Origin of the sequence: Lysinibacillus sp. 1 U-2021, from assembly GCF_029916965.1 — a bacterium.
In the GTDB taxonomy this organism is placed as follows: Bacteria; Bacillota; Bacilli; order Bacillales_A; family Planococcaceae; genus Lysinibacillus; species Lysinibacillus capsici.
In genome coordinates, this window is record NZ_CP123966.1 from 1,640,990 (window position 1) to 1,665,397 (window position 24,408).

Genomic DNA, 24,408 nt, shown 5'->3' on the forward strand with positions numbered 1-24,408 from the left:
ATGGAATTTTTACAGCTGGAGAATATTCACCATAGTTATTTTTCAAGTACACAGGCAAAGGAAGTATTACGTGATATCAGTTTAGCCATTCATGAAGGAGAGTTTGTTTCGTTTATTGGGCCGAGTGGCTGCGGTAAAACCACATTATTATCAATTATTGCAGGATTATTCCCTGCCACTGAAGGCAATGTTTATATAGATGGTGAAAAGCTATCAGCAAGTAATCAATCAAGCATTGGCTATATGCTTCAGCAGGATTATTTATTTCCCTGGAAGACCATTGAAGAAAATGTCACAATTGGCTTGAAAATAATGGAGAAAAGTCATAAAACACATAAAGTAACGGCCAATGCGTTATTACAGGAAGTAGGATTACCGCATGTGGGGAATAATTATCCTCGAGAATTATCAGGGGGTATGAGGCAACGTGTCGCCCTTGCCCGTACCTTAGCTGTAAACCCGAAAATTTTATTATTAGATGAACCATTTTCTGCATTAGATTATCAGTCGAAATTAAAGCTTGAGGATTTAGTGGTGGAAACATTAAAAACTTATAAGAAGACTGCTATTCTTGTGACACATGATATTGGTGAGGCAATCGCAATGAGTGAGCGTGTAGTTCTATTTTCTGCAAATCCGGGGACAGTTCACAAGGTGTTTGAAATTCCTAAAGCCCTTAATGAACTATCACCTTTTGATGTAAGACAGCATCCAGCCTATGCAGATATTTTCCAAACTATTTGGAAGGAGCTGGAGAGCCTTGGATAATACATTATTTAAGCAATATCAGCAATTGTTAAAAAAAGAAAAACGCTATGTTCGAGTGTATCAGCTTATTATTTTACTGCTATTCTTTGGAGGATGGGAGCTGCTTTCAAGATTAGAATGGATTGATCGGTTAATTTTTAGCTCGCCAACTCATGTATGGCATACATTTATTGAAAAAGTCAGCGATGGTTCTTTAACATTGCATGTGAGTGTTACATTAATGGAGACCGTAATTGGCTTTTTAGCGGGGACTTTATTAGGAACATTGATAGCTGTTGTCTTGTGGTGGTCTCCGTTACTATCAAAAGTACTCGATCCCTATTTAGTAATTTTAAACGCGATGCCAAAAGTTGCACTTGGTCCGATTTTGATTGTTGCACTCGGTCCAGGTTATTTTTCCATCATAGCTATGGGTGCATTAATATCCATCATTATTACAACGATTGTTGTATATACGGCATTTAAAGGTGTCGATCCAAATTATAGTAAGGTTTTACAAACCTTTGGAGCGACAAGATGGCAAATCTTTCGTGAGGTCATTTTGCCTGCCTCATTTCCTACGATCATTTCGACCTTGAAAGTGAATGTTGGTTTATCATGGGTAGGGGTTATTGTAGGGGAATTTTTAGTAGCTTCAAAAGGACTTGGTTATTTAATTATCTATGGCTTCCAAGTATTTAATTTTAACCTTGTCCTTATGTCACTTCTGATCATTGCCTTTTTTGCTACCATTATGTATCAAGTTGTAGAATTAGTTGAAAAGACGATTATTAAAAATAATGCATAGTAGAAAAAAGAGGTGTCTCAAAATAGAGGCACCTCTTTTTAATCTGTTCTTTAGTTAAAATTCTTTATCCATCTGGGGTGAAGTACGATAAAAACGGAAATTGCCTGTTTCCATTCGTGCTACAGTATTTTCCGAAATGCGATCATGACAAATATTGCACATATAAGTATGAATTGGTCGATTACGCAATTTTTTGGCTAAAGGTAAATTATCATCTAAATTATGAATCGTATCGCAAATAACGCATTTAACGCGCATTGCATTCCCTCCTATTCAGCGCGAATGGCTGATACGTTTTTAATAGGATTGTCAATATTTGAACCGTCTCTTAGTAATACATGGATTGGACCGTCTTCTAAAAGAGGCTTACCGTCTTGGCTATATTTTAAAATAAGTGTATAAGCTTCTTCAATTGTGAAAGGATATTCTTGCCCATCTTTGCAAGTTAAGACGATTGTTGTCGCTTCTGGTTTAATTTCAGCATTTTTCAAGAAATGACTTAATTCGATACCAAATGTACCTGTCTCCATTCCTTTACGGTCAAATTTCCTTTCTGATTTTAATGTAGGTGGGAATGTTGCTCCTTCCATAATTTCACGTGACCAGTGTGCTCCTACTTCACGCATATATTTGACGTCAGCATCTTCCTCAACATTTTGAGTAGTGAAGTAAGTGTTTAAATCTAATTTACGATCATCGAAAATCCACACAGTAGGATCTAATGTTAGTTGGTATGTGACTGCACCTGTGATAGGAATTATTGTTTCCATAATAGAAATCCTCCTCAAATCTTGTATATCCATGACATAGTATAACGCTAATGCCTAGAGATAATAAAGAAATATAATTCGAAATCTCTATTTTCCAATGAAGACACTTGCATTTTTATCGACTAAAAGATAAACTTTATTAAGATAGAATCGAAGAAATATCAGATAATGGGGGCGTCCTCATGGATACGAAATCACAAACTTCTTTTCAAGAGAAGGCTTTGGAGCTATTAGTTGCTGATGCAGATAAGATTGCTCGCCTTATTCGAGTACAAATGGATCATTTAACAATGCCACAATGCCCTTTATATGAGGAAGTATTAGATACACAAATGTTCGGTCTATCACGTGAAATTGACTTTGCTGTGAAGCTTGGATTGATTGAACGTGAAAAAGGCAAAGAAATTCTCGATTCACTCGAGAAGGAACTTTCTGTACTACACGACGCGTATACAGACAAATAAAAAGAAAAACTCAAACGCTTCTTTGCGCTTTGAGTTTTTTTACTAGAACGAGGTTTTCCAATGAGACAATACTTAAAACGCTATGCACAAAATTTTGATTACCCCTTATTTTTTACGGTCCTATTATTAAGTTTATTTGGGTTAATAATGATTTACAGTTCAAGTATGATGGTTGCTATTGCACAGAAAGAACAGGCACCTGATTATTTTTATCAAAAACAAGTGACTAATTTAATGGTGGCTTTCCTCGGCTTTATAGTGACCGCCTTTTTCCCATATAAACATTATGCGAATAAGAATATTATGTTGTTACTAACGGTCGTATTGGCGGTGTTATTCACATGGTTAAAATTATTTGGTCATGGGGCAGATGAAGTAGGCTCTCAAAGTTGGATTGCTATCCCAGGATTAGGGAATTTCCAGCCTTCGGAGTATGCGAAACTATTTATAATTTTATATTTTGCAGCTGCTTTTTATCGAAAAGCGCAAAAATATACGTTTGAAAAGCTACAACCTACTGAAATTTTTTATCCAATTTTTCTATGGATTTTAGTAGTTGCTGGGGTAGCCTTTGAAACAGACTTAGGAGCAGTCATTATTCTATGTGGTATTGCTGTTTCAGTGGTAGCTTCAAGTGGTATTCCATTTAAAACATTTTGGAAATTTTTCGGTGTATTAGGTGCATTTGGTACAGCTATTCTTGGTATTCTATGGGTATTTAAGGGAGAGCTACTAACAGGAAATCGAAAAGGACGGATATTATCTTACTTAAATCCGTTTGAATATGAGGATGGTAGTGGTCATCAAGTGGTGAATAGTTATTATGCCATTGGCGGAGGCGGCTTAGAGGGACGTGGTCTAGGTCAATCCATTCAAAAACTAGGTTACTTACCTGAACCACAAACAGATTTTATTATGGCAATTATTATGGAGGAATTAGGAATATGGGGAGTTTTAATTGTCCTAGGTGGTTTAGGATTTATTGTATATAAAGGTTTTTCTATTGCATTGCGAACAAAAGATCCATTGGCACGCATGATTGCGGCTGGTATTGCGAGCTGGATAGGCTGGCAGTCGTTTATTAATCTTGGGGGTGTAACCGGGTTAATCCCGTTAACCGGTGTAACGTTACCTTTTATAAGCTATGGCGGTACATCTATAATCATTCTATCTTTAGCGATGGGAATATTGATCAATGTTTCTATGTTTGAAAAGGTAGAGAGGAAAAAAACACAATCATAAAGGGGGATACCTATGGAATCAATCAACAAAATTCTCGTAGCCAATCGAGGAGAAATTGCAATTCGTATTTTCCGTGCTTGTACGGAGCTGAATATCCAAACTGTTGCCATCTATTCAAGAGAAGATAGTGGTGCTTTTCATCGCTTTAAGGCAGATGAAGCTTATTTAGTGGGAGCTGGCAAGAAACCAATCGATGCTTATTTAGATATTGAAGGTATTATTGCCATCGCAAAAGATGCAGATGTTGATGCGATTCATCCAGGGTATGGTTTTTTATCAGAAAACGTGGAATTTGCACGTCGCTGTGAGGAAGAGGGCATTGTCTTTATCGGACCAACTTCTCAGCATTTAGATATGTTCGGAGATAAGGTCAAAGCACGTTCTCAAGCCATTGCGGCTGAGATTCCTGTTATTCCTGGTACAGATGGCCCAGTAGCCGATCTAGCAGAGGTCGAGACGTTTGCTAGCAATTATGGCTATCCAGTTATGATTAAGGCAGCACTTGGCGGTGGTGGTCGAGGGATGCGTCTAGTCCATACGCCAGAGGATCTTGCTTCCTCCTATGAAAGAGCAAAATCTGAGGCAAAGGCTGCTTTTGGTTCCGATGAAGTATATGTAGAAAAAGCAATCATAAAACCCAAACACATTGAAGTACAAATTATTGGCGATAAACATGGCAATATTGTGCATTTATATGAGCGTGATTGCTCAATTCAGCGTCGTCATCAAAAAGTGGTAGAAATTGCGCCATCTCATTCGATTTCACAAGAGTTAAGAAATCGTATTTGCGATGCTGCTGTGAAATTAATGAAGAATGTCTCGTACATAAATGCAGGGACAGTGGAATTTTTAGTCGCAGGAGACGATTTTTATTTCATCGAGGTAAACCCTCGCATTCAAGTAGAACATACAATTACAGAAATGATTACAGGTGTTGATATCGTCCATGCCCAAATTAAGGTAGCGGCAGGCTATGGACTTCACAGTGAAGAAATTCATATGCCAAAGCAAGAAGATATGCCAATGATTGGCTATGCCATTCAAGCCCGTGTGACAACAGAAGACCCTGCAAATGACTTTATGCCAGATACAGGAAAGTTAATGGTTTACCGTTCAAGTGGTGGTTTTGGCGTGCGATTAGATGCTGGGAATGGGTTCCAGGGTGCTGTCGTAACACCATACTACGACTCTTTGTTGGTGAAAATTTCCACTTCGGGTATGAACTTTAAAGAAGCTGCTGCGAAAATGGATCGTAATTTAAAAGAATTCCGTATTCGTGGCGTTAAAACAAATATTCCGTTTTTAAATAATGTGGTGACACATGAGAAGTTTTTATCAGGTGCCTTTGATACTAGCTTTATTGATACAACACCAGAGCTTTTCGAGTTCCCTGTGCGTAAAGACCGTGGAACAAAGCTGTTAAGCTACATAGGGAATGTGACCTTAAATGGCTTCCCTGGTGTAGAGAAGAAGTCAAAACCTATCTTTGTTCAGCCAAACCAACCTAAAATTGATCCTTTAATTGTACCTCCAGCAGGTACAAAGCAAATTTTAGATACACAGGGAGCAGATGGCTTAGTGCAGTGGATTTTAGCACAGGAAGACGTACTACTTACAGATACTACATTCCGTGATGCACACCAATCTCTACTTGCAACACGTGTTCGTTCTCAGGATATGTATCAAATTGCAGATGCAACAGCTCGCATGATGCATCAGTTATTCTCGCTGGAAATGTGGGGCGGTGCAACATTCGATGTAGCGTATCGCTTCTTAAAAGAAGATCCATGGGAGCGACTAGCGAAACTGCGTGAGCAAGTGCCGAATGTGCTATTCCAGATGTTACTGCGTGGAGCTAATGCTGTTGGTTATACAAACTATCCTGACAATCTAATCCGAGAATTTATCGCTGAATCAGCTTCATCAGGAATTGATGTATTCCGTATTTTCGATAGCTTGAATTGGATTAAAGGCATGGAAGTAGCAATAGATGCTGTGCGTCAATCAGGAAAAATTGCTGAAGCGGCAATCTGTTATACAGGGGATATCCTCGATGACAGCCGTGTGAAATATTCGGTGCAATACTATAAGGATATGGCGAAAGAGCTTGAAGCAGCTGGCGCCCATATTTTAGCTATTAAAGATATGGCTGGTTTATTGAAACCAGAAGCGGCGTACCGTTTAATTTCTGAGTTAAAAGAGACGACAAGTCTGCCAATCCACTTGCATACACATGATACTAGTGGCAATGGAATTTACTTATACGCTAAAGCGATAGAAGCAGGTGTTGATATTATTGATACAGCGCTTGGATCTATGGCAGGCCTAACATCTCAACCGAGTGCAAACTCCTTGTACTATGCAATGAAAGGCGGCAAGCGTGAGGTACGAGCAGATATCGATGCATTAGAAAAATTATCGTACTACTGGGAAGATGTTCGTAAATACTATAAAGATTTTGAAAGTGGCATGATCAGCCCACATTCTGAGATTTATGTGCATGAGATGCCTGGTGGTCAGTATAGTAACTTACAGCAGCAAGCAAAAGCTGTAGGGCTTGGTGATCGATGGGAAGAAGTGAAACGCATGTATTCCCGTGTAAATCTACTATTTGGAGATATTGTTAAAGTTACACCATCTTCAAAAGTGGTAGGTGATATGGCTTTATTTATGGTGCAAAATGATCTAGACGAAAATACGGTCTTAACAAGAGGAAAAACGATTGACTTCCCAGATTCTGTGATTGAATTCTTCCAAGGTTATCTTGGGCAGCCACATGGCGGGTTCCCAGAGGCATTACAACAAGTAGTGTTAAAAGATCGTGAAGCAATTACAGTTCGTCCAGGAGAATTATTAGAGCCTATTCAGTTTGATCAATTAGAGGCTGTACTAGAGGAAAAGTTAAATCGTCCAGTTACGAAAAAAGATGTACTAGCTTATGCACTTTACCCAAAAGTCTTTGAGGAATATGCGAAAACAGCAGAATCCTTTGGCAATATTTCAGTTCTTGACACACCGACATTCTTATATGGCTTAAAGCTTGGAGAAATTATTGAGGTCGAAATTGAAAAAGGCAAAACATTGATTATTAAACTCGTTTCAATCGGGGAACCACAACACAATGGAACACGTGTCCTTTACTTTGAGCTTAATGGACAATCGCGTGAATTGGTGATTCAGGATATGACAGTTGAAGTTGATGGTAATCTAGCATTAAAAGCCGATCCAAGCAATCCAAACCAAATCGGTGCTACAATGCCAGGTACTGTGCTGAAAGTTGTTGTTTCTAAAGGTAGTCCTGTTAAACGTGGTGATCACCTGTTAATTACAGAAGCTATGAAAATGGAAACAACTGTACAAGCACCTAAAGATGGTATTGTTAAAGAGGTATACGCAAGTGCAGGAGATGCCATTTCAACAGGGGATCTATTAATTGAAATTGAATAAATAGTCGTGAAAAAAGGTTATATAGATGCTTTTATTAGCATCTATATAACCTTTGTTATTGTGTGTAAGCGATAAATTATTATTATACCGACTCGTAACGTTAATTTGTCTATATTTTGACATTTCTTTTCCAACATTTTTTTAGGATTATGCACTAGTGTCCATGATTATCTTCATTGTTGGAATTATAGAAGCTATGAAGAAACCAAAATTGTCATAGAAAAAAGATTCGACACATCGTTGGTGGCGAATCTTTTTTAATGGGCTATTTCTTTTTCTCATTATAATTACTTCGAGCAACTAGCATGATCATATAGCATAATAAACCGAATAAAAGGGAAATAAATAATGAATGCAGTAAAGCTACCGTTAAATTCAGTTTAGTAAGGACTACTAACATACCTGCAATAACTTGTAAAACTACTATAGTAAAGGCAATTATCCATCCATAGTATATAACACGTTGATGTTTATATTCCTTTACAGCGTGCCAAGTTATGTATGCAATCCAAATGAAAATAATAAGAACAGCTAATCGATGTCCCATTTGCACCCATTCATACATATTATTCGGGGGTGCTAATGGTGTTTCATTATAGCAAAATGGCCAATCAGGACAAATTAAGCTCGAATCTGTATGACGAACTAGCGCCCCAGTATAAACGACTAAATAAGAATAAATTGTGACAGCAATTGTATGCCAACGTAACTTTTTACCGATAAATACGTTATCGGCATCAAATTTCCGATCGACTTCAAATACAATCATAGAGAGAAGAAGAACCGCAGCAAAGGAAATCAGAGATATCCCAAAATGAAGTGCTAAGATGAAATCACCTTGCCCCCATAATACTTGAGCTGCTCCAATAAGAGCTTGCGCGATTAAGAAAAACATTGCTAAGAAACCTAATAGTTTTACTTCGCGAATATGTCCGAGCTTACGCCATGTCCAAACGGTTAATACAAGAATTGAAATAGATACAACTCCTGTTACGAGACGATGTGAGAATTCAATAAGGACTTCTGGTGTAATCTCCTTTGGAATAAGAGATCCATTACAATCAGGCCAGTTTCGACCACAGCCTAGGCCACTATCTGTTTTGGTAACGAGAGCCCCACCTAGTAATATAAGGAGCATCCCTACTGTAGCGGCAACAGCAAACCACTTCAAATACCTGTTGTGTTGCATAAAATGAGTCACCTACTTTATCTATCAACATTACAAGAACGTAATGTTTCTGCTACTAGATAATATCGAAAATACGTATAAAAAACAACTTGTAAAGAGAAGGGACTACTAGATGTCGATTCCATTTCACAAATTGTTCATAATTTCGTGCTTTAACCTTCACAATTCATTTTAGAAAATGTTTTACTATAGATATGTTGTTTTTAATTATATTTCTAGACAAAACTAATTTTTACAACTTCATCTAAATTTCACTTAATGTCTAGAAATCAATCGCAAATTTCGCTATAGTTATTGTTAGCGGAATATGCTTACAAAAATGAAAGGAGAGGTATTATGTCAAACGGTCGTACACTGGCGGCTACTAGAAATCCTGGTCCAGAAACAACATCTGTTGTAAAAGATTTCTTAGCACTAATAAAAATTGGAATCGTTAACTCGAATCTTGTCACAACGTTTACAGGGATGTGGCTGGCTTTTCAGTTTACTAGTAGACATTTCTTGCAAGAGCTTGATGTCATATTTTACACCATGCTGGGTGCGGCATTAATCATTGGTGGCTCAGGTGCAATGAATAACTTCATTGATCAGGATATAGATCCAATCATGAAAAGAACAAAGGCAAGACCGACAGTGACAGGCAGATTTAAGCCAAACCTTGTGTTGACCATTGCCCTCTCATTTTTAATTGTAGGTGAAATTTTGTTATTTGCGGCATCGTTTGCAGCCGGCATGTGGGGACTAGTAGGAATATTTGCTTATGTCGTTCTGTATTCAATGTGGTCAAAGAGGAAGCATGTTAGTAACACGGTTGTAGGTAGTATTTCGGGGGCTATTCCTCCTGTTATTGGATTCGCAGCGATTGAGCCTGCCTTAGGTCCAGGAGCACTAGCCTTATTCCTTATCATGTTTGCATGGCAACCACCACATTTCTATGCGCTTGCAATGAAACGGACTGAGGAATATCGTGCAGCTAAAATACCAATGCTACCTGTTATAAAGGGATTTAAACGTACAAAGTACTCAATGTTATTCTGGATTCTTTTATTATTACCGTTACCTTTCCTTTTAACAGAGCTTGGAATTGGCTTTTTAACTCTTGCTACTGCATTGAACTTGGGTTGGTTAATACTAGCTCTGAAGGGCTTTACAACAAAAGATGATATGAAATGGGCAAATAAAATGTTTATTTATTCGTTGAATCATATGACCATACTATTTGTATCCATCATAATATTTGCGGTGTTTAGCTAAAGTTAGGGATTCTTTCTTTTTATAAGAATTCATATAGACAGAACTGATGTCCTAGGTACACATGAAAATACAACAAAGAAAGAGGGGTTTAATTAAGCTATGATGAAAGGGCTTAAAAAATGGCGTCTTTTTTCACTTCTAGCAGTGATGATGGTTTTCCTTTCAGGTTGTGGTGAAGATTATCTTTCTACACTAAAACCATCTGGAGAAGTAGGTAAACAACAATTGAATTTATTACTGTTAACTACTGTAATTATGACGCTAGTAGTAGTAATAGTATCCGTTATTTATTTACTTGCATTCCTAAAATACCGTCGCTCACGCGTTGGTGAAAATGTTATCCCTAAGCAAGTAGAGGGTAGTCATACTTTAGAAGTGATTTGGACAGTTATTCCGATTATTTTATTATTAATTATCGCTGTACCAGTTGTTACAACTACTTATAAATTTGCAGATGTAGCTGCAATGGATGAAGTAGATGAAGAAGGGAACAAAACAGCCCTAACGATCAATGTAACGGCAAAATTATACTGGTGGGAATTCGAATATCCTAACCAAGGTATCGTAACGGCTCAAGAGCTAGTGGTACCAACAGGTGAAAAAGTTTACTTTAATTTAAAAGCTGCCGATGTTAAGCACTCATTCTGGATTCCTGCTGTAGGCGGTAAAATGGATACAAACGTAGAAAACTTAAACAAATTCTACTTAGTATTCGATAAAGAATCAAAAGATCTTAAAGATGGCGTATTTTATGGAAAATGTGCTGAATTATGTGGACCTTCACATGCATTAATGGACTTTAAAGTAAAAACGTTAAGCCCAGATGCATTTGACGCATGGGTTGATGCAATGAAAGCGACAGAAGGACAAACAGCTGACAAAGCTTCAACTGATCTTGGTGAAGCAACTTTTGCTAACAGCTGCTTAGGCTGTCATGCTATCTCTGGTTCTGGAGCAGGTGGTACACCAGGTCCAAACTTAACTACGTTTGGTGACCGTAACCGTGTTGCTGGTTTCTTAGAGCATAATGAAGAAAGCTTAAAAGCTTGGATTAAAAACCCTGAGGAATTTAAACCAGGTAACTTAATGATGAATGCTGAAGGCACTGCGCCTATCTACGGTGATTTATCTGATGAAGAAATTGAAGCTCTTGCAACTTACATCATGGGCTTATCAGTAGAAAAATAATTTTCGTTCTATGTAACAAATTTTGAGGGAGGTAAAAGTTGTGAGCTCATACACACAGAAAAAGGGCTTTGGAGCAGCTGTCTGGGATTACATCACTACTGTTGACCATAAAAAGTTAGCAGTGATGTATTTATTAGCCGGTACATTGTTCTTCGCTATCGCTGGTTTTGAAGCATTATTAATGCGTATTCAATTAATGAAACCAAATAATGATTTCATATCAGCTGGTTTTTTCAATGAATTATTAACGATGCACGGAACAACAATGTTATTCCTAGCTGCTACGCCACTACTATTCGCATTTATGAACATGCTTGTACCATTACAAATTGGTGCGCGTGACGTTGCATTCCCGTTCCTTAACTCATTAGGGTTCTGGTTATTCTTCCTAGGTGCAGTATTCCTTCACCTGTCATTCTTTATGGGTGGCGCTCCTGATGCGGGCTGGACTTCTTATGCATCATTATCTTTATACTCTCCAGGACATGGTATTGATTTCTATGTTCTTGGTTTACAAATTTCAGGGGCAGGTACTTTAATTTCAGGTCTTAACTTTATCGTTACGATTATTACAATGCGTGCTCCAGGTATGACATTTATGCGTATGCCATTATTCACTTGGACTGCTCTTGTATCAAGTGCATTAATTTTATTCGCATTCCCTCCATTAACAATTGGTTTATTAATGATGTTATTTGACCGTATGTTCGGTGGTAACTTCTTTGACCATACAATGGGTGGTAACACAGTAATTTGGGAGCACTTATTCTGGATCTTCGGACACCCAGAGGTTTATATCTTAGTATTACCGGCATTCGGTTTATTCTCTGAGATTATTCCAGCGTTCTCTCGTAAGCGTCTATTTGGATACTCTTCAATGGTATTCGCTACAATTTTAATTGGTTTCTTAGGGTTCATGGTTTGGGCTCACCATATGTTTACAGTTGGTCTTGGGCCAACAGCAAACGCAATCTTCGCTGTTGCAACAATGGCAATTGCGGTTCCAACAGGTATGAAAGTATTCAACTGGATCCTAACTATTTGGGGCGGATCAATTAAAGTTACGACACCAATGCTTTATGCACTTGGTTTCATCCCGTCATTCGTTGCGGGTGGTGTTACAGGGGTAATGCAAGCATCTGCACCTCTTGACTACCAATTACATGATTCTTACTTTATCGTTGCTCACTTCCACTACGTAATCGTTGGTGGTATCGTTACAGCATTATTCGGTTCAGCGCACTTCTACTGGCCAATTTTCTTCAACCGTATGTTAAACGAAACGCTTGGTAAGATTACTTTCTGGGTATTCTTTATCGGATTCCATTTAACATTCTTCCTTCAACATTTCTTAGGTTTGATGGGTATGCCACGTCGTGTATTCACTTACATGGATGGTCAAGGTTGGGATCAATTCAACTATATCTCTACAATCGGTGCATTAATGATGGGTGTAGGGGTTATCTTAATGGTAATCAACTGCTTAATGTCTATTAAGGGCAAACCAGCAGGTCGCGACCCATGGGGTGATGGACGTACTTTAGAATGGTCAATTCCACAACCAATTCCATTCTACAATTTCCGTCAAACACCACTTGTTCGTGGTTTAGATCCATGGTGGATTGAAAAACAAGAAGGTAATAAAGAAGTTACATTTGCTGAGCCACTAGGTGATATCCATATGCCAAATAACTCAGCGATTCCATTCGTTATTTCATTAGGTATGTTTATTGCAGCATTCGGTGCACTTTACAATCCAGATGCAGATAAACCATGGTCAATCTATGTATTAATCATTGGTTTAGCGATTACATTTGGTGCGATGATTGCTCGTTCTGTTAAAGACGATCATGGCTTCCATTTACACAAAGAAGAAATTCTTGAAATTGAAGAACATCTTTACGGCAAAGGAGGAAATAAATAATGGATTTCAATACTAAATTTACTCCTCATACTTGGCCAGATCATCCTGAACAAGCTACGATGGAAGGTAAAAATAAAGTCGTTGGTTTCTGGATTTTCCTTGCCTGTGAAGTTGTACTTTTCGCAAGTTTATTCGCTACTTATTTAGCGCTTAAGAACAAAGGGCCAGCTGGCATGGAGTTCACAACTCAAGGTTTATTTGAATTACCATTAGCATTTGCTATGACGATGTTATTATTAACATCATCACTAACATCTGTTTACGCAATTTACCATATGCGTAACTTTAACTTTAAAGGTATGCAAACTTGGTTAGCGATTACATTAGCTTTAGGTCTTGGATTCTTAGCACTTGAAATCTATGAGTTCAACCACTATGTGCACCTTGGTTTTACATTTAATCAATCTGCATTCGCAACAGCGTTTTACTCTTTAGTTGGGACACACGGTTTCCACGTAACTTTAGGTCTTGTATGGATTGGTACTTTAATGATCCGTAATGCTAAACGTGGATTAAACCTGTACAATGCACCTAAATTCTTCGTTGCTGCTTTATATTGGCACTTTATCGACGTAGTTTGGGTATTTATCTTTACAGTAGTATACTTGATGGGAGTGATCGGATAATGTCTTCACACGATACACCTATAGTTGCTAAGTCACAGGCACAGTATGAGTATGATCGTCATCATAATGCCGTTCATATGCGTAAACAAGTAATCAACTTTGCGATTATGATTTTCTTCACTTTTATCGCCTTCGCAGTAGTTGCAGCTGATTTTTCTAAATACTTAATTATGCCATTCGTATTATTATTGGCTGGCGTTCAAGTTGTACTTCAACTTTATTCTTTCATGCACTTAGAAGATAAAAAAACTCACTTTGGTGGCGTTATTGGTTTCTTCATGTGGATGGGAATTTTAATCGCATTTACATTCTTCTTAGCATTTTTAACAATCATTTGGTGGTAATCACCAAAAAAAGCACGTTCGTTATTTTGTACGAACGTGCTTTTCCTATGTTTTGAGGTTATGTAGGTATCGAAAGAGGCAAACACTGTTAAACTTAACATTTGTTCACCTTTCGTTCATTGCAGTATAGCTGTAAGCGTTTTATAATAGGAGTACTGAAGTTTAAAGGAGTGCGTTCTATATGCCACTTAGTATATTTGGTTTCCAAGCATTGTGGAGCCCGTATTTAATAGGGGTTCTTGTTTTTATAACAATCATCTATTTTTTAGTCACAACAAAGTGGCGTAAAGATTTTAAAGTAAGTGAACCTTTGAAAAAAGGCGAAGCTATTTACTTTGTTTTAGCTATGATTACCATCTATATTATCAAAGGATCTCCTATCGATTTAATGGCTCATATTATGTTTACCATGCACATGGTGCAAATGGCTATTCTGTTATTGCTAGTCCCTATTTTCTTAATTAAAGGGATTCCTTGGTGGGTTTGGAAGGTGGCTATTGAAGCACCAGTAGTTAGAACATTGTTTAAAGTGCTAACATTACCAGTTGTTGCTGTCTTTGTATTTATCGGTCTATTTTCTTTCTACCATTTACCGTCCATATTGGATTACATTAAATTAAACGAAACATTACATGGAACCTATACATTTGTATTATTTCTATCTGCGGTGTTTATGTACTGGCCTTTAATTCAAAATATGCCAAATAGTAATCAAATGAAGCCTTTGCATAAATTGGCGTATATTATTGCTAATGCCGTTTTAATTACACCTGCTTGTGGATTAATCATCTTTGCCCCAAATGCAATGTATGAGACATACACAAACGGTGATGCATGGTTAAAGGCAATGGAGCTTTGTGTACCAGCCTCTACATTGTCAGGATTATCTTTATCTGGACCAGAGCTATTTACAGACATGAAACCAGTTGCAGATCAGCAATTAGGTGGCGTATTAATGAAAATCCTACAAGAGCTTATTTTTGGTGTACTAATTGGTACAATCTTCACAAGATGGTATCGATCCGAGCAAAAAGATCCAGATAAAATCACTGCTGACGCTTTAGCTGCCCACCAAAAGAAGTGGGAAAGTCAACAGCAACATTAATTGAAGAATAGAAATTTACTTTGTGTAAGGGGTTTTGACAATGGAATTGCAAATTTTGCCTACTATTAGTACATCGTTTATCGTTATTAGTGCTGTACTAGTAGCGATAGGGTGGGGCTTAATTATAAAAAGAAATGTAGAGGGACATAAGAAAGTGATGCTTGCTGCAGGTGTTGCGGCACTTATTTTCTTTATCATCTATGCGTCCCGTACAATCTTTATTGGAAATACAGCTTTTGGCGGTGGAGAAGATTTAAAACCATATTATACGTTCTTCTTGATTTTCCATATTATTTTAGCGACATCTGGAGCTGTGTTTGGTATCGTTAGTATTATTTCAGGTTTGAAAATGAACATAAAATTACACAGACGAATTGGGCCAATTACAAGTATTATTTGGTTCTTTGTTGCCATAACAGGTGTATTAGTTTATTTATTATTGTATATTTTATTTGAGCCTGGTGAAACAACATCAGTAATTAAAGCCATTTTAGGATTTTAAAAAAATCTCCCTCCTTATTTCTGTGCAGGAGGGAGATTTTTTATCGTTGGTTGGAATAGTGAAAGCACTACGACAACCAGTAATGGACCAATTAATATTCCAATAAATCCAAAGATTTTAAAACCAATAAACATGGCAATAAAGGTATTCAAGGAAGAAAGTCCAATTTTATCGCCAATAATTTTTGGCTCAATCATTCGTCGGACTAGAAATTGTCCAATGGTTAGTAAAATTAAGACAGCCGCATATAAATAATCGCCAGCAAAGACCTGATAGACTGCCCATGGGACTAATAAAATAAATGAATCAAGAAAAGGGATAAAGTCTAAAACAACAAGTAAAAGTGCTAACAGTATAGGAAATGGTGTTTTTAAAAAATAAAATGCAGCGAATGATATAGCAAAGATCCCTATCCCTACAAGTAATTGAGCTTTCAGAAATCCAAATAAGGCTAGCTTAACACGTTGGCCAATAAAGATAATTTTTTGATGGTAGTGAAAAGGAACGGGCGATAATAATTTACGATTAATTGTTGGTAATTCTAAAAGCAACATATACAACACAATCCAATAGACAAATATATCAAAAAGACGTGTGGGAATATATGTCAGTAAAGTTGACCAAACATTGACGTTCGTTAAGGATAAAGAAAATTTTTCGATGGATGCTAATGCTTTTGCAATCATAAATTGAATTTGTGAAACTAGCTCTACAGGTAAATGATAGGTGTAATTGCTGAGCTTAGATTGCATTTGAATCCATAGTGCGGACAATTGATTGAGATAATCAGGTATATCAATAATAAAGGATGAAAATTGTTTCCAGCTTATATAGAGGATAAGTGTACATAATAATAAAGATATACTTAGAAAAAACAAAAAAAAGAAGAAGACAACGATTTTTCGTTTTTTTCTAAACCGTTTACTCATTCGAACGATGATTGGTTCTAACAATAACGCGGTTAAGTAGGCAAGTAAAATTGGTAATGATATGGAGATGGACCAAAGGATCAGTATACCCATTGCGATAACAATAATGGGATGACGAAAAAAAGGACGATTAAAAAATGATAACATTTTTCTCACCTACATCTTGTAATAGATATAGGTAGTATGAGAAAAAAAATATTTTTTACTCAAAATAAAAAAGACTGGACCACCAGTCTTTTTACAACCATGAAGCTATTTACGCTTTCTTGCAGTCACTTCAATGTACGAAAGATTAGCGTGCGTTAACAGGTTCAAAGTTATTTTTATTTGTAGGCTCGATTGAGAATTGATCTAACTCTAATTTAACCTTTTTTAAGATTTCTTCACATTTTTTTACAAGGTGTGCTGGATAAACCTCGTCATCGCCATATTCAACACCATGTGGATAATAGTATTTACCAAGGACTGGTTTCATTAATGTAAGGATGGCATCGTGTGCACCTACGTCACCAGAAATAGCATATGCGAATACGCGTAGGTAATAACGACCTTCACGAGTATCGAATCGTTTATCGAATGTCATACGCTCGTAATCCCAGCCGCCATCACATTCTAAACCATGCTTTTTCATAATGCTGACAAGTAGCTCTTGATCAGCTGTTAAATTTTCAAGGTTAGTATTTTCAAAATACATGTATAGTCCTCCTTTAGGTTCTCGTACAAAGTATACGCTCATTTTTATAATAGAGCATATTCGACATTGTTGCAATGACAACATTGTGTCAACCCAATTACAATTGATATAATAACTTACAATAATGGTGATGAAAAGGAGTCCTCTATGAAAGCTTTATTCCGCATTTTAATGGTTTGTGGTGCAGTTGCATTAATTGGCTTTATGTTTTTTAATACCCCTAAGGAAAATGAGCCACTAGAAGGCCCAAATACCAATTCGAATATCATACCTCAAACACAGCTAAAGCAGGAATCTGCAATAGGAGCAATGACGCGTCCACAAACGGGTATATCCACATTGATAGGAAAAGGCACACAAGCTGTTTTAGAACGATATGGGGAGCCTGCAAGAAAGGAGCCGTCTTCATTTGGTTATCAATGGTGGGTCTATAATGAAGATGTTTCAACTTTTTTTATGATTGGTATTGATAATAATATTGTGACACAAATTTACATAGCAGGACAAGAAATTGATGCATTTCCTTTTAAAGTGGGCCAAAAACGTGATGAAATATACAGAATGACAATCATTGATTATGAGGTAGCCGCCACTGTAGGCGAAAATATTTTCATTTTCTCCATGAGTGAAGAAGATATGCAAACAAGGCTACTTATCAAATTTGATGGTCTTTACGCACAGCTTTACATAGATCGGGAAACAAGTGAGTTGCAGGGGATACGATATACAGATAGTGAAACACTTGTCCTTCATCAGCCATATGAAATGAGCTATCAAGGGGAGCTTGTTAGACGTACTCCTCCTTCCTCTTTCTTACAGCAAGAAATTGATGTGGCTAGCGCTAAACAATTAGATGATTTGCTAAATGTAACAAGAGTCCATCATGATTTACTTCCTTTAGAAATGGATGAATCATTGGAGGAAGCAGCAAGAATGCATAGTGAGGACATGAAGGTGCAAAATTTTTTAGCGCATGAATCTCCAACCTATGGCGATCTAAAAAAACGATTACAGACGCAAAAAATCGAGTATAGTGAAGCGAACGAAAACCTGGCAACTGCCTATTTTGATGCGATTGAAGCCATGCATGGCTGGACAAATTCTCCTGAACACAGAAAAGTTCTTTTGAATGATCGATATACCCGCGTTGGTTCTGGCGCCTTTGTAGATTATTATACGCAAATATATCTTGAACCTACTACACAAGGAGTGGGTAGAGAAGAGCAAGATAATGAAGAGACGAAAAATGAAAAACAAGATAGCGAAGAATCTACAGATAAATCAAATCAAACCTTACCATAACAGAAGAATATTCAGATGAAGACAAGCTTTCAACAAACGGGCTTGTCTTCATTTTTTATGTGGAGTTTCTCCTTCTTTTAGGCTTCTACATTTTTCGTCACACCGTTACAAACGCCGTCATATGATAGAGAACTGAAAGGGGGAATGAGGTTTGCAATTAGCAGAGTTATTAAAAGACTGGCCATGTAGCGTGACGGGAGGATCTATACGGACAGAAATTACTGGTGTAGAGGACTATGCGCAGGCGGTACAACCTGGTGATATATTTATTGTGCGAAAAGGTAAAAAAACATCGGGAAGTCGGTTTGTCAAAGAGGCATTGGCACGTGGAGCTGCTGCCATCGTTTCAGAAGAAAGTATCTCTTTGCCAATTATAGATAAAGAAATTCCTTTTGTATGGGTTCCAAATACAGCATTATTTTTATCGTATGCAAGTGCGAAGCTTGCTGCTTTTCCAGCAGAAGCTTTAACTGTTATCGCCATTACAGGTACAAATGGAAAGACGACAGTGAGCCATTTTGTTAGTCAGCTTCTAAATGCACTACATAAACATGCAGCAGTTATTGGAACGGTTGGCTTTTTCATCAATGGTGAGAAACAACAAACGGCTTATGAGCAATTAACAACATTGCAAGCTAAAGAATTACAGCCCATTCTTAAGCAATGTGTGCGAAAAGGTGTGACCCATGTTGTATTAGAAGCTTCTTCAATGGGGTTGCAGCAGCATAGGCTCGATCATTGTGACATTGACTGTGGTGTATTTTTAAATTTATCAGAAGATCATTTAGAAGATCATGGAGGGTTGGAAGCTTATAAACGTGCCAAGAAACGTTTAGCGGATTTATCAAAAAAGCTAGTATTAAATGGAGATGATAATTTTTGCCGTTCTGTTGGCATTTATGATAAGAAAAAATCTTGCTCATTTGGTTTTGATAATCACAATGATTTACATATCCAAATCGTCAGTGAATCAGTTGGTAAAACCGTACTATGTTTACAGACTTCCGCGAGTGAGCATATTGTAGAAATTCCTTTTGTCGGTAAATACCATGTGCAAAATGCTGTTGCCTCCTTAATGGCTGTATGGCGCTTAGGTGTCCCTATGGAAGATATAGTTAGACATATGTGGTCATTAAGGCTACCAGAGGGCAGGCTAGAGAAAATTGAAAATCCATTAGGAATTGATGTTTATGTAGATTATGCCCATACAGCAGAAGCTTTACAAGCGGTATTGCAAACCTTTGATCGCTCTAAAACAATTTACCTTGTCTTCAGTTGTGGAGGAAATCGTGATAAGGCGAAACGCTTTGCAATGGGGGCAGTAGCAAGTAAATACGCTGATGTTATTTATTTAACAACAGATAATCCACGTGATGAAGATCCTATTGTGATTAATGAAAGTATTATTGCTGGTTTTACAGAGCAACAATATTATGAAATTTATTTAGATCGCAAACTTGCTATCCATCAAGCATTAGCAAAGGCAGAAAAGGGTGACATTGTCCTTGTTGCCGGAAAAGGGCATGAACAAACACAGCAAATTAAAAATCAAAAGTTCCCTTTTTCCGATCAACAATGTATTAAAGACTATTTTGCGAGTTTAATTACGGACGACGCTGAATAACGAAGAACGATCCTGTAGCAATGGCAAGCCTGCGACCAGTCTCATCTTCAATATCACATTCCATGACTAGCGTTTGGCGTCCCTTATGAACAAAGCGACCACGTGCAATCAATTCTTTATTTGTAGTGGTAGCAATATACGATACATTCATATTCGTAGTAACTACATTATAGCCCTCGGGTACAGAGCGCGAAGCAAGCCCTCCCATAGCGGCATCAGCAATCGTTGCAACAATACCTCCGTGCGGCACCTTTATCGTATTGTGGATGACCGGTGTAATAGGGATACGGACCTCACTGACCTCAGCCTCAAATTTACCTACCATATGTAAAGTAGCATTAATATAACGACGGTGAATGCCTTGCTGTTTCTCCCGTAGGCCATTTAAAAGATGTAATAAAACTTCTTCATCTTCCTCGGTACTGTCTTGTAAAATCTCAGCCACTAACTGTTCAACCTGCTCTTTAGATGTTGTCATCATTTGGAAAACCTCTTTCATTAAAATTATCATTAATGTAAAATTACCATAAAATCTGTTATGATGGGAAAGAGATTGGGGGAATTAAAGATGATGATGACCTCTGACTGGGTAATCATTTTGGATGAGGCGGAAGCGCTTTGTGAGATGATTCTTTCCTCAGAACCTGCGATGGCGCTACAACAAGCGTATGAAGCTGTATATAGTGATGCACAAATTGTAGAGGCTATATATGCATTTAATCGCATGAAAGAGCAGTACGAAGATGTACAACGTTTCGGAAAATATCATCCGGACTACCATACAATTATGAAGTCGATTCGCCAACAGAAAAGGGCACTTGACTTAAATGAGAAAGTTTCAGCCTTGAAAATTGCTGAAAACGATTTTCAGGATTTATTGGATGAGATTAGCCTATTAATAGGAAAAACGGTCTCTGAAGCGGTAAAAGTTCCTGTTAGTAATCCATTCTTTGCATCTGGTTCATCTTGCGGAGGTGGATGTGGCTCGGGCGGGTCATGCTCTTGCTCAGCGTAAATAGGATGTGTATATAACATATCTCTTCTAGACTGTAGACAACTCGAAGGCAACAACTGAGTTAGTTTACAGTCTTTTTTAATAATTAAATTGAAGGAGGAAGCATTAATGAAAACTTATCGAATTGCTGTAATACCTGGAGATGGAATAGGCAAAGAGGTTGTGCCAGCTGCAATAAAAGTTCTTGACCAGGCAGCGTTGTTAGATGGACGCTTTCAATTTGAATGGACAACTTTTCCATGGGGCTGTGAATACTATTTAGAGACAGGGAAAATGATGCCTGATAATGGTATTGAGCTGTTAAAACAGTATGATCAAATATTTTTAGGTGCAGTCGGAATGCCTAACTTGGTTCCGGATCATGTATCATTATGGGGCCTGCTCATTAAAATTCGACGTGAGCTACAGCAATCTATTAATGTACGACCTGCAAAGCTACTTCAAGGGTTACCATCACCTTTACGACAACCAAATGATTTTGATTTTATAGTTGTCAGGGAAAATTCTGAAGGGGAGTATGCTGAAAGCGGAGGAAGGATACATAGTGGTCAAGATGAGGTGGCAATCCAAAATGCTGTTTTTACAAGAAAGGGTACAGAACGCGCGATGCGCTATGCATTTGAACTAGCCAAAACACGTAATGGACATGTAACAAGTGCTACCAAATCAAATGGGATTACATATAGCATGCCTTTTTGGGATGAAGTGTTTAATCAAGTAGGAAAAGAGTATGAAGAGGTAGGTCAAGCCTCTAATCATATTGATGCACTAGCGGCATTTTTAGTGATGAAGCCAGAAAATTTTGATGTTATTGTAGCATCCAATCTATTTGGGGATATTTTGACAGATCTAGGAGGTGCCATTATGGGAAGCATAGGTATTGCACCTGCTGCAAATTTAAACATTGAAGGGCTATATCCATCAATGTTTGAGCCTGTCCATGGTTCTGCACCAGATATAGCTGGTCAAGGAATTGCCAATCCTATTGGACAAATTTGGACAGGTAAGATGATGCTCGATTTCCTTGGTTATCAAGATGTGGGAACAAGGATATTAAATGCTATAGAGCAAACATTAGCGCGGGGTATAAAAACGCCTGATTTGGGTGGGGCTGCCACATTACAAGAAGTATCGGATGCAATTATAGATTATTTAACATAAGTATTACTGTAATGGGAAGTAATAATGGGTCTAACATTTACATGAAAGGGAAGCACATCAGTTCAGTGTGCTTCCCTTTCATACCTTGTCTTATTTAGACTCTTGAACTTCTAATAACTCAACAGCTGTATCCGGACGATCGGTAATAATACCCTTTGCCCCATTATTGAGTAATTTTTTCATCGTATCTATGTCATTGATTGTCCAATAGTGGACAGGTATATTGAGGTTGTTTAAAAACTGAATAAATTTAGGAGAATCTAATGCAATAACCCCTGACCTTGGAGGAATTTGAAAAACATCCACTTTAGGGTGATATAAATGTCCAAACTGACTTGAGAAGGAAGCAAATGCTTTTCTGACATCTGATTCACCTGCACCAAGTGCTACTTGATTTTGAGCATATAAATTAAAACGATCTATTTGCTCACCATAAAAGCTTGTCACAACAACACGTTGTTCAGCTTGTAGTTCTTCAATTAAGCGCCAAAGTTTAGAAGGCATGAGACTCCCTTCGTAAGTATCTGGAGCATCTTTGATATCAATGTTGATTAACATGTTTGGATAGGTTTCAAGCAACTCACGTAAAGTTACGACATCTAATTTTTCCTCTCGATATGGGAAATTTCCTTCTAAATCTTCAAATTGGTAGCCATGATTTAAGGCATTGATTTCTGCCAACGTCATATCTGCAACGAGCCCATAGCCATCCGTTGTACGTTCAACTGTCTCGTCATGGAAAACAATAATTTCCTCATCTTTCGTTAGGCGAATGTCGATTTCAAAGCCATCAACACCTAGCTGTGCAGCTTTTTCAAATGCGACCATTGTATGTTCTGGTGCTAAAAGAGCTCCGCCACGATGTGCAAGAATTATGGGGCGTTCGAATTGTAATGCTTGTTTACCTTCACGTTGCTGTGGTTTTGAAATAGCTTTACTGCCTGCCCAAGCTGCTGCACTTGCTGCTGCAATTGCAAGCGCAATTTTTGTTTTCTTACCCATATTCGTCCTCCTTAACAATTATCTCATATAAAAAGTAATAGTGAATTCATTGTTTAATCAATAGTAGTAAATACAGGGTCTACTATTAAAATTAGTTACTAGTATAAGTGAATGATGATTTTTTTTATGCCGATTTTTTCCATCATATTGAAAAACAATCATTATGGAGGTGCAAATGTCTTGTAAAGTGTTCATTTGAGGCATGATCATCTTTCAGCATTCTTCTGTTCCTGTAATGATGCTACAATTGAATTTAATTAAAACAACTGATTCATCTTCACGATGTTCAACGTCGTATGCTTTTCCATTATAACGGAAAATTGAGCGTTCTGTCAGCTAAACTCTGTTGCTATCATTTTCTGGTCTATGGTATTCTTTTATGTAAGAAATGAGGGAATCCACTATGAACGAACGACAAGGGCTAATCGTTTACGTCCATCAATTAAAACATGCGAAGTCACTTCGGAAATATGGTCATGTTCTTTATATTTCTAGAAGGCAAAAATACGTAGTGCTTTACTGCGATCGTGAGGATATTGACATGATGACAACAAAACTACAACGCCTTCCATTTGTGAAAGACGTTGTGGCGTCTTATCGTCCTTTTGTAAAAACTGAATATGAAAATGCAAAACCAGATAAAGCAAAGGAATATGACTATAAAGTAGGTCTATAAACTTATGTTAATGCGGGTATATAGTTATTTAGTCTTAATATACCTATTAAGTATTGATAAAATAGTTTTGATTCCGAAAATATAGATGAGTGCTTTATTTCTACAACTACTGCTTTTCGACCGAGTTGTTCTATTTGTGCTTCAAACATTTTTTGTCGCTGTGTTGGCTGTTCTTCATTGTATGGGATGCCCTCTCGACAAATATAAATAGGCATGAACTTACTTTCGCCGACTGGTTTAAGAGCGACAGCTAAAGAAATCACCTTCTTGTCTTCTTTTGTAGATGTTAGTAAAAAGGCTTGATGAAAACGTTCCTGGTTGGTTTTAATAATTTCGAGTAGCTCGTAAACATCACCATAGCCTTCACCTAATTCTATAAATTGTTGTGGCATAAT

25 protein-coding genes are annotated in these 24,408 nt (G+C 37.5%); 17 read left to right on the plus strand and 8 right to left on the minus strand.

The genetic code is table 11. The features are described 5' to 3' along the window. Entirely contained in the window at nucleotides 1–768 is a 768-nt protein-coding gene (locus QH639_RS08405; protein WP_004224774.1) for an ABC transporter ATP-binding protein, read from the plus strand. Beyond that, the gene (locus QH639_RS08410; protein ID WP_004224775.1) at nucleotides 761–1,555 is read left to right on the plus strand and encodes an ABC transporter permease; all 795 of its coding nucleotides are present in this window, start codon (nucleotides 761–763) and stop codon (nucleotides 1,553–1,555) included. The genes QH639_RS08405 and QH639_RS08410 overlap by 8 nt, the downstream gene beginning before the upstream one ends. 54 nt (nucleotides 1,556–1,609) lie before the next feature. On the opposite strand, the gene QH639_RS08415 is transcribed toward QH639_RS08410, so the two are convergent. Then, a complete protein-coding gene (locus QH639_RS08415) occupies nucleotides 1,610–1,813 on the minus strand; it encodes a YlaI family protein (protein ID WP_004224776.1) in 204 nt (67 codons plus the stop codon). An 11-nt stretch (nucleotides 1,814–1,824) separates the two neighbouring features. Beyond that, the gene (locus QH639_RS08420) at nucleotides 1,825–2,325 is read right to left on the minus strand and encodes a molybdopterin-binding protein (protein ID WP_131521650.1); all 501 of its coding nucleotides are present in this window, start codon (nucleotides 2,323–2,325) and stop codon (nucleotides 1,825–1,827) included. Nucleotides 2,326–2,507: 182 nt separating this feature from the next. Here QH639_RS08420 and QH639_RS08425 point away from each other — a divergent pair, with 182 nt between their 5' ends. Genes QH639_RS08425 through pyc form a run of 3 tightly spaced genes read left to right on the plus strand, consistent with a single transcriptional unit; the run spans nucleotide 2,508 to nucleotide 7,478 of the window. After that, a complete protein-coding gene (locus QH639_RS08425; protein WP_004224778.1) occupies nucleotides 2,508–2,789 on the plus strand; it encodes an Fpa/YlaN family protein in 282 nt (93 codons plus the stop codon). Between the two features lie 60 nt (nucleotides 2,790–2,849). Then, the gene (locus tag QH639_RS08430; protein WP_131521649.1) at nucleotides 2,850–4,031 is read left to right on the plus strand and encodes an FtsW/RodA/SpoVE family cell cycle protein; all 1,182 of its coding nucleotides are present in this window, start codon (nucleotides 2,850–2,852) and stop codon (nucleotides 4,029–4,031) included. Between the two features lie 12 nt (nucleotides 4,032–4,043). Continuing rightward, nucleotides 4,044–7,478 carry a pyruvate carboxylase gene (pyc, locus tag QH639_RS08435; RefSeq protein ID WP_131521648.1) on the plus strand — a complete coding sequence of 1,145 codons (3,435 nt, stop codon included), beginning with the start codon at nucleotides 4,044–4,046 and terminating at the stop codon, nucleotides 7,476–7,478. 265 nt (nucleotides 7,479–7,743) lie between these two features. Here the strand turns inward: pyc and QH639_RS08440 are convergent, their stop codons facing one another. Further along, nucleotides 7,744–8,667 (minus strand): COX15/CtaA family protein, encoded by a 924-nt coding sequence (locus tag QH639_RS08440; protein ID WP_048394700.1) that lies wholly within the window; start codon nucleotides 8,665–8,667, stop codon nucleotides 7,744–7,746. A 336-nt stretch (nucleotides 8,668–9,003) separates the two neighbouring features. On the opposite strand from QH639_RS08440, the gene cyoE reads away from it, so the two are divergent. From cyoE to QH639_RS08475, 7 genes are all read left to right on the plus strand, one after another. Beyond that, nucleotides 9,004–9,921 carry a heme o synthase gene (gene cyoE, locus QH639_RS08445; protein WP_131521647.1) on the plus strand — a complete coding sequence of 306 codons (918 nt, stop codon included), beginning with the start codon at nucleotides 9,004–9,006 and terminating at the stop codon, nucleotides 9,919–9,921. A gap of 99 nt (nucleotides 9,922–10,020) precedes the next feature. Beyond that, nucleotides 10,021–11,109, plus strand: a complete 1,089-nt coding sequence (coxB, locus tag QH639_RS08450; RefSeq protein WP_131521646.1) for a cytochrome c oxidase subunit II — start codon at nucleotides 10,021–10,023, stop codon at nucleotides 11,107–11,109. A gap of 40 nt (nucleotides 11,110–11,149) precedes the next feature. Beyond that, complete coding sequence (ctaD, locus tag QH639_RS08455; RefSeq protein WP_131521645.1) at nucleotides 11,150–13,033, plus strand: cytochrome c oxidase subunit I; 1,884 nt, start codon at nucleotides 11,150–11,152, stop codon at nucleotides 13,031–13,033. Then, complete coding sequence (locus tag QH639_RS08460; protein ID WP_004224788.1) at nucleotides 13,033–13,659, plus strand: cytochrome c oxidase subunit 3; 627 nt, start codon at nucleotides 13,033–13,035, stop codon at nucleotides 13,657–13,659. Before ctaD ends, QH639_RS08460 begins: the two co-directional genes overlap by 1 nt. Beyond that, complete coding sequence (locus QH639_RS08465; protein ID WP_004224789.1) at nucleotides 13,659–14,003, plus strand: cytochrome C oxidase subunit IV family protein; 345 nt, start codon at nucleotides 13,659–13,661, stop codon at nucleotides 14,001–14,003. The genes QH639_RS08460 and QH639_RS08465 overlap by 1 nt, the downstream gene beginning before the upstream one ends. 181 nt (nucleotides 14,004–14,184) lie before the next feature. Then, nucleotides 14,185–15,108 carry a cytochrome c oxidase assembly factor CtaG gene (gene ctaG, locus QH639_RS08470; RefSeq protein ID WP_131521644.1) on the plus strand — a complete coding sequence of 308 codons (924 nt, stop codon included), beginning with the start codon at nucleotides 14,185–14,187 and terminating at the stop codon, nucleotides 15,106–15,108. A 40-nt stretch (nucleotides 15,109–15,148) separates the two neighbouring features. Next, a complete protein-coding gene (locus QH639_RS08475; RefSeq protein WP_016992774.1) occupies nucleotides 15,149–15,610 on the plus strand; it encodes a DUF420 domain-containing protein in 462 nt (153 codons plus the stop codon). A gap of 14 nt (nucleotides 15,611–15,624) precedes the next feature. Here the strand turns inward: QH639_RS08475 and ytvI are convergent, their stop codons facing one another. Continuing rightward, nucleotides 15,625–16,686 (minus strand): sporulation integral membrane protein YtvI, encoded by a 1,062-nt coding sequence (gene ytvI / locus QH639_RS08480; RefSeq protein ID WP_131521643.1) that lies wholly within the window; start codon nucleotides 16,684–16,686, stop codon nucleotides 15,625–15,627. A 145-nt stretch (nucleotides 16,687–16,831) separates the two neighbouring features. Continuing rightward, nucleotides 16,832–17,233 (minus strand): YugN family protein, encoded by a 402-nt coding sequence (locus QH639_RS08485; RefSeq protein WP_004224795.1) that lies wholly within the window; start codon nucleotides 17,231–17,233, stop codon nucleotides 16,832–16,834. Nucleotides 17,234–17,380: 147 nt separating this feature from the next. Here QH639_RS08485 and QH639_RS08490 point away from each other — a divergent pair, with 147 nt between their 5' ends. Both QH639_RS08490 and QH639_RS08495 read left to right on the plus strand, forming a co-directional pair. Beyond that, complete coding sequence (locus QH639_RS08490; protein ID WP_237899524.1) at nucleotides 17,381–18,535, plus strand: CAP domain-containing protein; 1,155 nt, start codon at nucleotides 17,381–17,383, stop codon at nucleotides 18,533–18,535. A gap of 151 nt (nucleotides 18,536–18,686) precedes the next feature. After that, the gene (locus tag QH639_RS08495) at nucleotides 18,687–20,159 is read left to right on the plus strand and encodes a UDP-N-acetylmuramoyl-L-alanyl-D-glutamate--2,6-diaminopimelate ligase (RefSeq protein WP_281115954.1); all 1,473 of its coding nucleotides are present in this window, start codon (nucleotides 18,687–18,689) and stop codon (nucleotides 20,157–20,159) included. On the opposite strand, the gene QH639_RS08500 is transcribed toward QH639_RS08495, so the two are convergent. Further along, the gene (locus QH639_RS08500; RefSeq protein WP_131521640.1) at nucleotides 20,140–20,640 is read right to left on the minus strand and encodes a PaaI family thioesterase; all 501 of its coding nucleotides are present in this window, start codon (nucleotides 20,638–20,640) and stop codon (nucleotides 20,140–20,142) included. The genes QH639_RS08495 and QH639_RS08500 overlap by 20 nt on opposite strands. Nucleotides 20,641–20,727: 87 nt before the next feature. Between QH639_RS08500 and QH639_RS08505 the strand changes: the two genes are divergently transcribed. Both QH639_RS08505 and QH639_RS08510 read left to right on the plus strand, forming a co-directional pair. After that, nucleotides 20,728–21,174 (plus strand): YlbF/YmcA family competence regulator, encoded by a 447-nt coding sequence (locus tag QH639_RS08505; RefSeq protein WP_004224800.1) that lies wholly within the window; start codon nucleotides 20,728–20,730, stop codon nucleotides 21,172–21,174. Nucleotides 21,175–21,282: 108 nt separating this feature from the next. Next, nucleotides 21,283–22,335 carry a tartrate dehydrogenase gene (locus tag QH639_RS08510; protein ID WP_131521639.1) on the plus strand — a complete coding sequence of 351 codons (1,053 nt, stop codon included), beginning with the start codon at nucleotides 21,283–21,285 and terminating at the stop codon, nucleotides 22,333–22,335. 90 nt (nucleotides 22,336–22,425) lie between these two features. On the opposite strand, the gene QH639_RS08515 is transcribed toward QH639_RS08510, so the two are convergent. Continuing rightward, nucleotides 22,426–23,337, minus strand: coding sequence for a glycerophosphodiester phosphodiesterase family protein (locus QH639_RS08515; RefSeq protein WP_131521638.1), 912 nt, complete (start codon nucleotides 23,335–23,337; stop codon nucleotides 22,426–22,428). A 403-nt stretch (nucleotides 23,338–23,740) separates the two neighbouring features. Here QH639_RS08515 and QH639_RS08520 point away from each other — a divergent pair, with 403 nt between their 5' ends. Further along, nucleotides 23,741–24,013 carry a YlbG family protein gene (locus QH639_RS08520; RefSeq protein ID WP_004224806.1) on the plus strand — a complete coding sequence of 91 codons (273 nt, stop codon included), beginning with the start codon at nucleotides 23,741–23,743 and terminating at the stop codon, nucleotides 24,011–24,013. Between the two features lie 2 nt (nucleotides 24,014–24,015). Here the strand turns inward: QH639_RS08520 and QH639_RS08525 are convergent, their stop codons facing one another. Next, nucleotides 24,016–24,405, minus strand: coding sequence for a DUF7147 family protein (locus QH639_RS08525; RefSeq protein WP_036077099.1), 390 nt, complete (start codon nucleotides 24,403–24,405; stop codon nucleotides 24,016–24,018). Nucleotides 24,406–24,408 lie beyond the last annotated feature (3 nt).